The sequence below is a fragment of the Acinetobacter sp. TSRC1-2 genome, from assembly GCF_049895885.1.
In the GTDB taxonomy this organism is placed as follows: Bacteria; Pseudomonadota; Gammaproteobacteria; order Pseudomonadales; family Moraxellaceae; genus Acinetobacter.
This window is the reverse complement of record NZ_JAFCTF010000002.1, coordinates 282,465-295,769: the sequence shown is the minus strand read 5'-3', so window position 1 is coordinate 295,769 and position 13,305 is coordinate 282,465. Positions and strand designations below refer to the sequence as shown.

11 protein-coding genes, 3 tRNA genes and 1 pseudogene are annotated in these 13,305 nt (G+C 42.3%); 6 read left to right on the top strand and 9 right to left on the bottom strand.

The window, feature by feature from the left end; genetic code table 11:
• Nucleotides 1–109: 109 nt before the first annotated feature.
• From ACP69Y_RS04485 to ACP69Y_RS04475, 3 genes are all read right to left on the bottom strand, one after another.
• Nucleotides 110–186: transfer RNA gene (locus ACP69Y_RS04485), tRNA-Arg, on the bottom strand.
• 48 nt (nucleotides 187–234) lie between these two features.
• A tRNA-Arg gene (locus tag ACP69Y_RS04480) sits at nucleotides 235–311 on the bottom strand.
• A 15-nt stretch (nucleotides 312–326) separates the two neighbouring features.
• A tRNA-Ser gene (locus tag ACP69Y_RS04475) sits at nucleotides 327–418 on the bottom strand.
• A 268-nt stretch (nucleotides 419–686) separates the two neighbouring features.
• On the opposite strand from ACP69Y_RS04475, the gene rnr reads away from it, so the two are divergent.
• From rnr to ACP69Y_RS04455, 4 genes are all read left to right on the top strand, one after another.
• Nucleotides 687–3,110, top strand: coding sequence for a ribonuclease R (gene rnr / locus ACP69Y_RS04470; RefSeq protein WP_425916513.1), 2,424 nt, complete (start codon nucleotides 687–689; stop codon nucleotides 3,108–3,110).
• 153 nt (nucleotides 3,111–3,263) lie between these two features.
• Nucleotides 3,264–5,303, top strand: a complete 2,040-nt coding sequence (locus tag ACP69Y_RS04465) for a M3 family metallopeptidase (protein WP_425916511.1) — start codon at nucleotides 3,264–3,266, stop codon at nucleotides 5,301–5,303.
• A gap of 41 nt (nucleotides 5,304–5,344) precedes the next feature.
• Nucleotides 5,345–5,554 carry a YheV family putative zinc ribbon protein gene (locus ACP69Y_RS04460; RefSeq protein ID WP_171547512.1) on the top strand — a complete coding sequence of 70 codons (210 nt, stop codon included), beginning with the start codon at nucleotides 5,345–5,347 and terminating at the stop codon, nucleotides 5,552–5,554.
• Between the two features lie 15 nt (nucleotides 5,555–5,569).
• Nucleotides 5,570–6,001 (top strand): hypothetical protein, encoded by a 432-nt coding sequence (locus ACP69Y_RS04455; RefSeq protein WP_425916509.1) that lies wholly within the window; start codon nucleotides 5,570–5,572, stop codon nucleotides 5,999–6,001.
• Here the strand turns inward: ACP69Y_RS04455 and ACP69Y_RS04450 are convergent.
• Nucleotides 5,969–6,148 (bottom strand): hypothetical protein, encoded by a 180-nt coding sequence (locus ACP69Y_RS04450; RefSeq protein ID WP_425916591.1) that lies wholly within the window; start codon nucleotides 6,146–6,148, stop codon nucleotides 5,969–5,971. The genes ACP69Y_RS04455 and ACP69Y_RS04450 overlap by 33 nt on opposite strands.
• On the opposite strand from ACP69Y_RS04450, the pseudogene ACP69Y_RS04445 reads away from it, so the two are divergent.
• Nucleotides 6,093–6,537: pseudogene (locus ACP69Y_RS04445) on the top strand (EamA family transporter); the annotation flags it as partial. The gene ACP69Y_RS04450 and the pseudogene ACP69Y_RS04445 sit on opposite strands and share 56 nt — an antisense overlap.
• A gap of 146 nt (nucleotides 6,538–6,683) precedes the next feature.
• Here ACP69Y_RS04445 and ACP69Y_RS04440 read toward each other — a convergent pair.
• The 5 genes from ACP69Y_RS04440 to ACP69Y_RS04420 form a co-directional block, all read right to left on the bottom strand.
• Nucleotides 6,684–8,882 (bottom strand): TRAP transporter large permease subunit, encoded by a 2,199-nt coding sequence (locus ACP69Y_RS04440; RefSeq protein ID WP_425916507.1) that lies wholly within the window; start codon nucleotides 8,880–8,882, stop codon nucleotides 6,684–6,686.
• A 184-nt stretch (nucleotides 8,883–9,066) separates the two neighbouring features.
• Entirely contained in the window at nucleotides 9,067–9,636 is a 570-nt protein-coding gene (rrtA, locus tag ACP69Y_RS04435; RefSeq protein ID WP_425916505.1) for a rhombosortase, read from the bottom strand.
• An 87-nt stretch (nucleotides 9,637–9,723) separates the two neighbouring features.
• Nucleotides 9,724–10,776, bottom strand: a complete 1,053-nt coding sequence (locus tag ACP69Y_RS04430) for a hypothetical protein (RefSeq protein WP_425916503.1) — start codon at nucleotides 10,774–10,776, stop codon at nucleotides 9,724–9,726.
• Nucleotides 10,777–11,292: 516 nt separating this feature from the next.
• Nucleotides 11,293–11,679 carry a hypothetical protein gene (locus tag ACP69Y_RS04425; protein WP_425916501.1) on the bottom strand — a complete coding sequence of 129 codons (387 nt, stop codon included), beginning with the start codon at nucleotides 11,677–11,679 and terminating at the stop codon, nucleotides 11,293–11,295.
• Nucleotides 11,672–11,929, bottom strand: a complete 258-nt coding sequence (locus tag ACP69Y_RS04420; protein ID WP_425916499.1) for a succinate dehydrogenase assembly factor 2 — start codon at nucleotides 11,927–11,929, stop codon at nucleotides 11,672–11,674. The genes ACP69Y_RS04425 and ACP69Y_RS04420 overlap by 8 nt, the downstream gene beginning before the upstream one ends.
• A gap of 187 nt (nucleotides 11,930–12,116) precedes the next feature.
• Between ACP69Y_RS04420 and ACP69Y_RS04415 the strand changes: the two genes are divergently transcribed.
• The gene (locus tag ACP69Y_RS04415; RefSeq protein ID WP_425916497.1) at nucleotides 12,117–13,289 is read left to right on the top strand and encodes an acyl-CoA dehydrogenase family protein; all 1,173 of its coding nucleotides are present in this window, start codon (nucleotides 12,117–12,119) and stop codon (nucleotides 13,287–13,289) included.
• Nucleotides 13,290–13,305 lie beyond the last annotated feature (16 nt).

Here is a 13,305-nt window from a genome sequence, read left to right as displayed (position 1 = left end):
TGAAAATATTTAAGCAGTTTTAATGGAAAGCTATAACTAAATTTTAGGCACAAAAAAACCGCAACATGTGCGGTTTTTTCCAGTTTTACATCTGTCGATGTGATCAAGTTGGTGCGCTCAGAGAGATTCGAACTCCCGACCCCTTAGTTCGTAGCCAAGTGCTCTATCCAGCTGAGCTATGAGCGCGTACTTGAGTTGCTTTGCAGCATTCGTTACATTTACGTTTAACTTGATTGGTGCGCTCAGAGAGATTCGAACTCCCGACCCCTTAGTTCGTAGCCAAGTGCTCTATCCAGCTGAGCTATGAGCGCATTTCAAGTTATTCGTGGCGGTGAGAGAGGGATTCGAACCCTCGGTGGGCTTTAAGACCCACGCTCCCTTAGCAGGGGAGTACCTTCAGCCACTCGGCCACCTCACCGTAACGAGCCGCCATAATACAAACTAAACTCTACTACTTCAAGTCACATTTCAAAAAATTCTAATATTTTTAATCAATCATCTATTTTTTAAACGATTTACAGCTTTATTAAGCCCCTTTTCCCCTTTTTATCGACAGTTGCTCGTGTGAAATATGCTGCTTCACTGTAAAATTGGAATTGAAAACACAATATTGCAATCATTTTCGTGCAGTATCCTGCTGCATGACTTATGCTAATCCTATCTTCTGACATGAAGCCAAAGACATTATGAAAAATTGGGTCGACCCTGAAGCTAAGGCTGAAGCCGAACGTTATGACAATCCTATTCCAAGCCGTATTCTCATTTCAGAAACGATTGAAAAATTACAAGCACCACAATCTCATGCAGATTTAGTGGAACACTTCAATATTGCAGATGAAAAAAGTATAGAAGCACTCAGCCATCGTTTAAGTGCCATGGTACGCGATGGTCAATTGATGAAAGATGGGTTCAGGTTCCAGCTCGCAACCAGCCAACCGACTCATGAAGCAACCGTATACATCAATTCGAAAGGTTTGGGGACCGCCAACATTTCCGGACATGATGATATTTTATTGCCTGAACGTGAACTGCGTTTAGTCTTTAATGGTGACCGCGTTAAAGTTCGTCAAACCTCTGTCGACCGTAAAGGTAAACCTTGGGGTTTTATTACTGAAGTTGTACAGCATCGTGTAAAACAGATTATTGGTAAAGTTGCGGTGTATGACGGCGAATACTTCATTCAACCTGCGAATCCTAATGCACATCAACCCATTACCTTAGAAAAAGAATTGATTCAACATGCCCAAGTTAAAGTGGGTGATTCTGTTCGTGTCGCCATTGATGACTACCCGACCCGTGAAGAATTACCCACAGGCCACATTGTGCAATCCATGGCGGATAAAGCTGACACGGAAATCATTATTCCGCAAACCATTTTAGAGTTTGGTTTGCCGTATGAATTTCCAGAAGAAGTGATTCGCGATGCAGAACATTTTAAAGAACCGAACGAACAGGATCGTGAAGGTCGTATCGATTTACGCGATTTAGCCCTCGTCACTATTGATGGTGAAGATGCGCGCGACTTTGACGATGCTGTGTATGCAGAAAAACGTCCAGGTGGCGGTTATCGTGTTGTGGTTGCCATTGCTGACGTGAGTCATTATGTCCGTACCGATAAACCACTGGATGATGAAGCAAAAGAACGTGGCACCTCGGTATATTTCCCGCACTATGTTTTGCCGATGCTGCCTGAAGCACTCTCCAATGGTCTGTGCTCGCTCAACCCACACGTAGACCGTCTCTGTATGGTGTGTGATTTGACTTTATCCCGCGCGGGTAAAGTTACGGGCTTCCAATTCTATCCCTCAGTCATGCATTCAAAAGCACGTTTGACCTATACCCACGTGGCACAATATTTTGACGGCGACAGTAGCGCGATTCCTGAAGACCGCAGTGTGCACAAGTCATTAAACACTCTGTTCCAGCTGTATCAGATTCTCAAAGGCTTACGTTCCGAACGTCATGCGATGGAATTCGAAACGGTCGAAACCTATATGACTTTTGATGAGTTGGGTGGAATTAAGGAAATTCTGCCACGTTCACGTAATGAAGCGCATAAACTGATTGAAGAGTGTATGTTGCTGGCCAATGTTGCAGCAGCAGAATATGCATTAGAAAACGACATTCCAATGTTATACCGTGTGCATGAACCACCTGAATTTTCACGTATCCAAAAAGTTCGTGAATATGTGAAGTTGCTTGGCTTGCCCTTCCCTGAACAGCCAACCCAAAAAGATTACCAAGCAGTGATTGATGCGACCAAAGACCGTATTGACGCGCCAAGTATTCATGCGGTGTTATTGCGTTCAATGATGCAAGCCTATTACGGCGCAAACAACGCCGGACATTTTGGGTTGGCTTATGATGCGTATACACATTTCACTTCACCTATTCGTCGCTACCCTGACTTGTTGTTGCACCGTGCCATCAAAGCCCATTTAAAACAAAAGCCTTTCGCGCTTTCAGGTGCCGCTTTAGATGATGCAGGTGAACATTTCTCTCAAACTGAACGCCGTGCGGATGAAGCATCACGTTCTGTCACCACCTGGTTGAAATGTCACTATATGCAGCAGCATTTAGGTGAAGAATTCGTGGGTATCATTAGTGCAGTCGCTGAATTTGGTTTATTCGTCACCCTTAAAGACCTCTATGTCGATGGCATGATTCACGTCAGCCAATTGGGCGATGACTTCTTTGTTTATGATCAGGCCAGCCAAAGCTTGGTCGGTCAAAGTCGTGGCCAAACCTTTAGTCTTGGTGATGAAGTCAAAATCAAAGTCGCAGCCGTGAATCTGGAAGATCGCAAGATTGACTTTCAACTGTTGCAACAAATGACCCATGCCGGTCGTGCGATTCGTAGCCGTGCCCCACGTGTGGCCAAGACCACAACAGAGGAAGTGTTTAGCCCGCGTGCTAAAGCGGTGGTGAGTGAAGATGGTGAACAGCCAATTCGCAAGAAAAAACCAAAAACCAAGTCAGCTTCTTTTGCTAAAAAGTCCGATAAAAAGCCATCAGCTAAATCGGAGCTAAAAGCCAAAGATAAAGATAAAGTGAGAAAAAAGGCTAAGCCGAAAAAGAAAAAGGATAATGCAAAACCTAAAATAGAGTAATGTTTTAAAATTAAGCCCTACTTCGGTAGGGCTTTTTTTATTGATCATCGATATTCATATGTATTTACCCATAAAAGCAGTATAGACCTTGATTTCCTTATGCCTAAACCCTACATCTACTATTAAGTTTATAAATGAAATGGCGTATTAGAAATGACTTTAGAAAAGGCGACCTTGCCCGTTCCCCAATTTGATCAAATTCAGCTAGCAGATTTAAAACAACAGATTGAACAAGCCATTCAACAAGGACAAAACTTTTTAAATGATTTAACCGAAGTCCCTGAAAGTATTCAGGCGCAACTGGCTGTATTAGACCAAGTCGATACCCTTGAAAATAATATGAGTGAATCTTGGGGTGTGCTGTCACATCTCAATGCAGTGATGAACAACGCAGAAACCCGTGAACTCTATAAATCCCTGCTTCCTGCTTTAAGCGAATACTATACCCAACTGGGTCAACACACGGTGTTATATCAAACTTATCAGAACGTGCAGGATGCAACTGTATTTAATACCTTGCCTGAAGCGCATCAAAGTGCGATTAAACTGGCCCTGCGTGACTTTAAACTTTCAGGTGTGGCTTTAGAAGGTGAAGCCAAAATACGTTATGCGGAAATTTCTGCACGTTTATCTCAGCTTTCATCCGACTTCTCCAATCATGTGCTGGATGCAACCCAAGCCTATTTCAAACCCTTGACTGAAGAGCAACTCAAAGGCTTACCGCAAAGCAGCATCGATTTATTAAAGCAATATGGTCAGCAACGTGAACTAGAACAAGCAGTTGCCACTTTAGATATTCCTTCTTATCTTGCCATTATGACCTATGCAGATGACCGTGGCTTACGTGAGGAACTGTATAAAGCCTACACTACACGTGCTTCGGATTTGTCTGAGCATCCTGAATTTGACAATACGCAAGTGATGGAAGAAATCTTAAGCCTGCGTCATGAAATGGCTCAGCTATTAGGTTTTAAAAACTATGCCGAGCTTTCACTGGCCAGCAAAATGGCGCCTGATGTAGAAACCGTAGATAAATTTCTGGTCGACTTGGCCGAACATGCCCGTGCACCAGCAATGCAAGAAATTGCCGAACTCAAAGCCATCACATCTCAAGATGGTATTCAAGATTTACAGCCTTGGGATACCGGCTACTATTCTGAAAAGCTTAAAGTTCAGCAATTCAATTTATCCCAAGAATCATTAAAACCGTATTTCCCTGCTCCGAAAATTCTGCAAGGTTTATTTAGTATTGTAAATCGTCTTTACGGCATTAGTATTGTGGAACGCGAAGCTCCGGTTTGGCATACAGACGCACGCTATTTTGAACTGGAAGATCAAGGCACGGTGGTAGGCGGTTTTTACTTTGACCTGTACGCTCGCAGTGGCAAACGCGGTGGTGCATGGATGAGTGGCTTCCGTTCACGCATGCAAACCAAAGAAGGTTTACAAAAACCGATCTGCTACATGGTGTGTAACTTCACTCCTGCGGTCGGTGATCAACCTGCCCTGCTCACGCATGATGAAGTAAATACCTTATTCCATGAATTTGGACATGGCTTGCATCACATGTTGACCGAAGTCGACCATATTGCGGTAGCAGGAACGCACGGCGTGGATTGGGACGCTGTCGAACTTCCAAGTCAATTTATGGAATTCTGGACTTGGGATACCAACAGTCTGGATCTGCTCAGTGAACACATCGAAACCAAACAGCATTTACCACAAGACTTATTGAAAGCATTACTAGATGCACGTTTCTTCCAGTCCGGTATGCAAACCTTGCGTCAGATCGAATTTGCCTTGTTTGACTTGTCGATTCACAAGCACAGTTCTGCTTTAAATGCAGAACAAGTCCAAGCCACCCTGGATGATATTCGCCAAAAATATGCGGTAGCACCAACGGCAAGCTATAACCGTTTCCAGCATAGTTTTAGCCATATTTTTGCCGGTGGTTATGCCGCAGGTTATTACTCGTATAAATGGGCGGAAGTTTTGGCCAGCGACGCGTTTGATCGTTTCGAAAAAGAAGGGGTTTTTAATATTCAGACCGGAAAAGAATTTCGTCAATTTATTCTAGCAGTTGGCGGAAAAGATACAGCACTTGATGCGTTTATCAATTTCCGCGGACGCGAGCCAAAAATAGATGCTTTATTACGTCATCAAGGTTGGACGAACCCCGCTAAAAACGCTTAAACTAGACGTCTTAGATTGATCAGCAGGTAAGTAAGATGGCTATTAAACGTCGTTTCATTGCAGGTGCAAAATGTCCTAAATGTGAAGCGCTAGATAGAGTGGTCATGCTTACCTCTGGCGAGGACGAATGGATTGAATGTGTCGAATGCGATTATACAGAAAACCGCCCGACGCATATTGATGAACCACAAATGCCGGAAGTACCGGATGAGATTGGCGTCATTCAGTTCAAACCTCGTCAGCCAAAATAAAAACAGGTTCAATACATGACGTTAGATCAAAGAAATAGCCCAAAACTTTTATTGGGCATTACTGGGGGATTAGTTGCAATCATTGTGCTTTTTTTGACATATCAATGGTTTTTTGCAACATCGAACGAAGTACTTCCTGAACATGAAGCAACAAGCTTAAAGACTCCGGCAAAGCCTGCTATTTCTGCTGAAGTAAAACTAAATGAAAGCCCCGTCGCAACAGATGAAAAAACCATTCAACTGGTCGATGAAAAAATTCTGAAAGCAGCTGTTCCAGAGAATGAATCCTTAGCCAAAGAAGAAATTGCTAAACTGGAAGATATTCAAACGCAACTGAACGATCAGGAAGCTGTGTTAAAAGCACAACATGCGGATGTTGACGATTTAGTCGCACTCAAAGAAGAGCAAATTAAATTACTTGAAGCCCAATTGGCTCAAAAACAATAATTCTATAGTTGAAAATTCGGCTAAAATATCATCAAATATTCTAGCTGATTTTTTCATGCCCATAGCTACAAGCAATCGCAATTTATTTAAAGTGCTTGCTTTACTCACCTGCTCTGCTTTTCTCTTGTCCCTGAGGGGTGTATTCATTGGTTATGCCTCACATACAGTCGACAATCCCAGCATTGTCTTTTTCCAAAATTTTGTCGGTTTATTCATTTTCCTTCCTCTCATTTTTAAGCAAGGGACAGGTTTTTAAGACTGAAAAAAATCTGGGTGCATAGCTGGCGTGCAGTGATTGGGTTGATTGCCATGTATGGCTTCTTTTATGTCATGGCCCATTTAAAGCGGTCCAATGCCATAGGGTTTAGCTACTCATCCCCAGTTTTCATTCCGCTGATAGCTTGGCTATTCCTCAAAGAGGAAATCAGCAAATCCCTGTTTCTTGCAGCAGCAATTGGTTTAATCGGTGTCATATTCGTCGCCAAGCCTGAGGCAGGGATATTTATAATCAAATGTCGGTGATTGGGCTGGGTGCAACCTTATAGTTTGATGGGTTTTACATTGATTCTTAGTGCAATTGTACTGTGTAGCCCCTTAGTACAAAAACGCTCAGCGCAATAAATAAAAATAACCTGTCCTCAAAAAAGCACCCGAAGGTGCTTTTTTTGTTATCGCTTAATCATTATGGATACCATTCAAACAGCCTAAAAATATACGGTGCATAGGTCACAATCAGCAACGACGGGAACAACACCATAATGGGCAACAACCACCGCTCATAGCGGTAATAGAACTTGGTATATTTCACTTTGGCTTCTGCATCGGCAGCGCGAACCTCCTCGTCCCCCACCGACATCCGCGTCAGCAGATGATTCAGGGCGACGGGCGGTGTGACGTAACCCAATTCAAATGCAACCAGTACAATCATCCAGAAATGAATTGGATGAATACCATTTTCATATGCCACTGGTGCAATGGTTGCTGCAACCAAAATTACCGCACCAAACGGATCTGTCGTCATGCCAATAATGGCCAGTAACAAGGCAATGAATGCGAGTGAAATATAGATATTACCCAAATGCGTTGGCAATAATTCAACCACTTCACTACGTTCAATCAAGCCACCCACACTTGCAGACAAAGCCATTAAAATAATTAATGCACCAATATGTCCAACAGTTTCTGCCGAAGCAAACCAGAGTGAATGACCAAAACCTCGCGCTTTCTCTCCCGCATGCGGCGTATGTTCACGCATGAAAGTCGATTGCTTTTCATGTTCCAAGGCTAACGCAGCATGGCGATCTGGTGGAGTTGCAAGACGGTCGCCCCACCATTTATCAAACATAATATAAGCAATCAGAATAATCGGTAAAATCACAGGTGCGGTGAATTCATCCATTCTGGTGTCTAGACCATATTTATATAAAGCAATCACGATAATGGTAATCACGATATAAGGAATCACGGGAACAATAGCTTTCAACATGCCTGGCACCGCAACTTTCGGTGAATTCACCCGGAAACGTGTTTCAGTCAGATATAAAGATACCCCAAGGAAAATAAACGCGGTCAGCCAGAACACATAGATACCATGATTAAACAGTTCATCCGAAGTCACATGACGGCTATCCAGCATCGAAATCAAAATCACCAGCAGACATGGACGAATCACTACACCCAGCGAACCCGACATTGCAGATACCGCCAAGGCATATTGACGACGTGAACCCGAATTCCACACTTCCTTATAAATAATCGCACCTGCAGCCACAACGAAAATACCAGAAGCACCGGTATAAGCGGTTGGAATCGCTGCGGCAATCAAAATGAGCCAGGTTAGCGTTTCAGGTGCCAAATTCCACGGACGTAAAATCCCTAAGAATAAATCCATAACCCGGGTTTGGGTCAGCAACATACCTGCCCAGATAAACAGTGCAAGGTTTAAGAAGATGCCTGAGAATTCAACCAGAATCCCGAGGTAAATCCCTTGCCCCATCGGATAATCCATGACAAAGGTAAAGACAATCCCGGTCACTAATGCCATGTAGGCATATAGAGGCACACTCAGTAAAGCTAAGCCAAAATTCCCTTTGCCTTCTTGTTTGGCTGCAGGTGGCTTAATAAACTGGAGTAAACTGATCAAGGTCAGGCTAACAAACAGGAAAATCCATAGCCAGTAAACCACCAGCGTTTCATAGCTCGAGGTCACACCTGAATTGATGATTGAATGATATTGACTGAGTACAGAAGAAGTCAGCAAACCATTACCCAGCACCATAAACAAAGCATAGACCCGATAATCCAGTTTTGTTGTCGGAGCACGCAATCCAATATGATGAAACTTTACGGACGCGGTAATTGCAGCAACCACGACCATCAGCAATAAAATGATAACGCGATTTTCCGTACCAAATTTAAAAACACCAAAAAATGATGTTTCAAGGGTACGGTAACTTCTTAGACTTGGATGATCATTAATATATTTCACCGCTTTGTCATAGAACTGATATTTTTCTTCACATTGTTGTTGCCCAGCCAATACTGAAGCACGCACGTCTGCTTCCGATGTGGTACCAAAAATATCGGCAAATTCATCATTGGCATTGGATTTCATTTGCTTCTGGACTTGCGCATCTACATCGGGATGGCGGTCACAAGTGGGCGATGCTGGCTCTGCGCGCAGAAAAGAATATTGCATGCCAATGTCTTGATTGCCATACAAGCGCTCGCCGACACGTAACAACTGACCATGAATCATCTCACCAGTACCGATGATGAGGGTAAGCAAAAGTAGTAATAGAATGACAAAAGTCGAGATCCACTCTGTCCATATATAACGTAACAGACCTAATCCTGATCTGTTATTTTCATCATTTTGCATGTGCATTCCTATTTTTATCTTGGTCATTGCCACGGGTTCAGCAATACCAACTTTCCTTTTTCGAATAGAAAACACCCTTTCTCTATTCAATCTCTTTATTGTTATGAACAAATTTGCATCAATTCTGTATTAATAAAAATGACAATATGCATTTTCTTTTATGTTTTAAATGTCAATCTCATCACTATTCAAAAAAATAATCCCATAAAATATAAAATATTGCGATAATTACCCCCCCAATTACCCCTAATAAATGTGCCTCAACCAATACCGGACTGCCAATCAGTTCAGCTGTCCCTAGACTGCCGATGGTATTTTCCCAAATCAATTTGGCCAGTATAAGGAACAAGACGAATGCTGCAAAATTACGCTCTTTCTTATATAACAAATGTACGCAGGCAACCGTGACATAAGCGCCATGCAAGACCCCAGACAACCCTGCATAGGCCTCAATATCAGGAAAAAAATAGTAGAAACACAGACTGATAAATAACGGAAGTAAAAGAAGCAAAGCAACAAAATGCCAGACTTTTACCCGGGGGAAAATGAAAGGTAAACAGGTAAAAGCCAGCATGTTCAGCGCGTAATGGACCCACCCTACATGCACCCAATGCCCGGTCCATATACGCCAAAATTCTTGAAACAAGCCTGCTTGCCAATATATAAATGAATCTGCGAAAACTTGAAGGCATGCCGAAAATGACACCACAATTGCAATAAAAACAATTTTCCGCGTAAGAAATTGGTCTTTCATTGACATGTCCTCCATTTAAAAATGATTTATCAAAGATTAAAACCATCCATTCAGGCCAATTAAAATCCTCTTTTAACTGAACTCAACTTAGGACTTAGTAGTTACATCTTCGTTAAATAAATCATCGAGTTCTGCAGTGTTTTCTTTATCGTCCCAGAAGCGCTGCATTCCATCATCGCTTGTACGAATACCGGTATGTTCAGTCCAATAGCGGTCTGAAATACCCTGTACCATATTCTTCGCCATGCTATCCACCAGCTTAAATTGCGGATTCACCAGTTTTTCTTCTGAACGTGAAGCGGCAAAGGTTTTTAGTGCATCACGAATTTTGCCATCATCCCCACTGGCCTGTGCAGCAACGGCATATAAGGCATGTGACAGGCGTACCCCTTTTTGTTCACCCAATTGCACTGATTCTTTTAAGGTTTGATATGGATCAGGCTTACCCTCTCCCGCACCTGGCAATAGCGTCCAAATCACCGCACGAGCAGCATTGGGTGCACCCCAAAATTTGGCGTTGTCTACACATGCCATGCCCCGTTCAACCACTGCAGCAATATCTTTCGGAACATTAATTGCTCCACCAGAATTAATATCATTGGTCATGGCTTGCAAACCGCTAATCATCCCCATCAAATAAACGGTCTGATCCAGATCGCTCTTCATTTTCGGGCAACCTTCGCCCAGTTTCTTGTTATATTTTGCTTCCCAACGATTTTCCAGCAGCTGATAACCTGCGTATTGACGCTGTGCAGCAATCGCAGCCCAGCGTTTTTGTTCTATACGGGCATCTTGAGCTTCTGAAACTTGACCAGATTTCGAGGCACGCAAATAGCGTAGCTCTGATTCGAGCGCCTGATTTTCAGCGCAAATTCCAGAGGAAGCATATAAAAGAACGGCAATACGGGTTGGATCTGCGCCCATATCTTTGGTTGACATAATCGCTGGGGTCAATGCATTCCCCGAATTACACGCCATATCAGCATCATCCATTGCTAAAATAGGCGGTACAATATGTTTCTCACTAAAACCTAGTGCAATATTTGCCCCTGATTTAACCACTTGAGAACAACCTGATAATAAAGAACTTGCAACTGCAATAACTGCCATACCCTGGCATATTTTTTGGACTCTCGACATTTTCCTGTCCTCTATAATTGTGTTTATGTCCATAGCAACTAAACATATCAGATGCGAAATCTGAATAAAAGAGTATTTACTCTAATCAGATTAGCTACTTTGCCATGAAATGAGATTTGGAAAATTGACTGAATTCAATGAAGTTATAATTTTTGGGCAAAAAAAAGTAGCATTGCGACGGTTCGGCACATGCTACTTATTAAGAGGTAAAAGCCTAACGGCTTTCATGTTGTGCAAATCGATCCTTCAGTACTGTTCCTAGTCGTCCAATAACAATTGCCAAAACAATCGCTACCACCAGAAACATCCAAGTTGGAATCACCATCATGATTTCCTCATTTGCTGTTGGTAGATTTAATGTACATTTAGCGCAAATAATTAACAGGATAAATTGTCTGACAATTGAAATATTTCATCATTTTGTATTCACCCTGTCTTACAACGATCAGTTTAAAATTACATATTATTGATTATTAATATTTTAATTAGAATTTTAAAGATTTAATTGTCTAACAATCAAATCAGTTTCGCCAGTTTCTTTAATGTTTTCCATTGTTTTAACGGCAATTGATCAATCCAAATGAGTAACGGTTTTTCCTGAAAATGCTGGAAATAAATCACAATATAAACTTGGTGATCAATAATATGACTAATCGAAACACGTTTAATCTGTCTGAATTTAACACTTGAGAGTGACCACTCTCGCGCCTCTAAATGTTCAAAATACATGGGTTGCGGTACTTTTAAACCATAAGCATAAGCCATCACAGCCAACAGCACGCAAAACAACCATAGCCATGGCGACAACAGTTGCTGCAAAAGTGCAATCACAAGGGTAAAAATGATCAACTGAAACACAAAGGCCAAGCGGCTGCGTTTCAGTTGAAAAGATCGATTAACCATGTACGTAATGTTTCAGCTTAATAATCAGATCTTTCATTTCAGGACGTGGCGGTTCAGACACTTCCATAAACCAATCCAGTAAATCTGGGTCTTCTTGCGCCACTAAATCAGCAAAAGTTTCTTTCTCTGCTGCATCGGCTTGTAAATAATGATTTTTTACATAAGGGTCAAAGTACACATCAATTTCTTTTAAACCACGACGGGCACGGTAAATTACTTTGCGTTCTTCCAAGCTTATTTCTTCACTCATAGCATTCCCCAACAGTGTGCAAATTTTTGCTAGTTTACCTTATCAGTGCGGCAAGTTTCGAGCCATTTCCTGCAATTGACCAAATTCATCATTTAGGTTAAATATTTGAGCATTCAGCACATTGTCGCTTGTGCATAGATCTTTTACTTTCTATACAACAATGACTCAGAAAATGGACACCATAAAAATGCAATCAGCGGCGATTCGCCCCCTACCCAATATGTTAGCGCGTAATCTATTCACAGCAGAACATGAAGCCTTTCGCGAAAGCGTGCGCAAGTTTTATGAAAAAGAAGTGGTTCCCAATATTGAAAAATATGAGCAGCAACAGCATGTCGACCGTGATTTATGGAATAAGGCCGGCGCAATGGGACTGCTCTGCGCCACGATGCCGGAAGAATATGGAGGTTCGGGTGTAGACCGACTTTACAGCATGATTTTGATTGAAGAGCAAGCCTATGCCATGGATTCATCCACAGGTTTTTCCCTGCACTCGGATATTGTTGCCAACTACTTAAATAATTTCGGTAACGAACAACAAAAAAAGCAATGGTTACCGAAAATGGCAACCGGGGAACTTGTTACAGCTATTGCAATGACCGAACCTGGAACAGGATCAGACTTGCAAGCAGTACGTACTACTGCGGTTCTGGATGGTGACGATTATGTAATTAATGGTTCAAAAATCTTTATTACCAATGGCTATTTATGCGATATGGCGATTGTGGTCTGCAAAACGGGCAGTGCAGATAAAGGGTCTGCCAATTTATCCTTGCTGATGGTTGAGGCTGATCGAACGGGTTTTAGCAAAGGAAAACCACTCAACAAGATTGGCATGAAAGGACAAGATACCTGTGAATTGTTTTTTGACAATGTCCGCGTGCCTAAAGAAAATTTGCTCGGTATGGAAGGCATGGGTTTTATGATGCTGATGAAAGAACTGGCCTGGGAACGCATGCTAGTTGCGATCATTTGCCAAGCTGGCGCAGAAGCTGCATTCGCTCACACTGTAAAATACACCAAAGAGCGGCAAGCCTTTGGTAAACCGATCAGCACTTTCCAAAATACGCGTTTCAAACTTGCCGAATTGCGTACTGAAATTGATTTCTGTCGGGCTTATTTAGACCGCTGCATGGAATTACAGCTTGAAGAAAAACTTGGCATTGATGCAGCTGCTGCTGCGAAGTACAAAATTTCCGAGATGTTTTCTAAAGTTGTCGATGAATGTCTGCAATTGCATGGCGGCTACGGCTACATGATGGAATACCCGATTGCACGAGCCTATATCGATAATCGTGCAAACCGGATCTATGCAGGAACCAACGAGATTATGAAAGAGTTAATCTCTCGTTCCCTGTAAATAAATAAAAAAAGGA

Bases quoted from the DNA above. Each gene is read 5' to 3' on its own strand.
- rnr (WP_425916513.1), top strand. From the start codon at position 687: ATGAAAAATTGGGTCGACCCTGAAGCTAAGGCTGAAGCCGAACGTTAT.
- ACP69Y_RS04465 (WP_425916511.1), top strand. From the start codon at position 3,264: ATGACTTTAGAAAAGGCGACCTTGCCCGTTCCCCAATTTGATCAAATT.
- ACP69Y_RS04455 (WP_425916509.1), top strand. From the start codon at position 5,570: ATGACGTTAGATCAAAGAAATAGCCCAAAACTTTTATTGGGCATTACT.
- ACP69Y_RS04450 (WP_425916591.1), bottom strand. From the start codon at position 6,148: ATGAATACACCCCTCAGGGACAAGAGAAAAGCAGAGCAGGTGAGTAAA.
- ACP69Y_RS04440 (WP_425916507.1), bottom strand. From the start codon at position 8,882: ATGCAAAATGATGAAAATAACAGATCAGGATTAGGTCTGTTACGTTAT.
- rrtA (WP_425916505.1), bottom strand. From the start codon at position 9,636: ATGAAAGACCAATTTCTTACGCGGAAAATTGTTTTTATTGCAATTGTG.
- ACP69Y_RS04430 (WP_425916503.1), bottom strand. From the start codon at position 10,776: ATGTCGAGAGTCCAAAAAATATGCCAGGGTATGGCAGTTATTGCAGTT.
- ACP69Y_RS04425 (WP_425916501.1), bottom strand. From the start codon at position 11,679: ATGGTTAATCGATCTTTTCAACTGAAACGCAGCCGCTTGGCCTTTGTG.
- ACP69Y_RS04420 (WP_425916499.1), bottom strand. From the start codon at position 11,929: ATGAGTGAAGAAATAAGCTTGGAAGAACGCAAAGTAATTTACCGTGCC.
- ACP69Y_RS04415 (WP_425916497.1), top strand. From the start codon at position 12,117: ATGCAATCAGCGGCGATTCGCCCCCTACCCAATATGTTAGCGCGTAAT.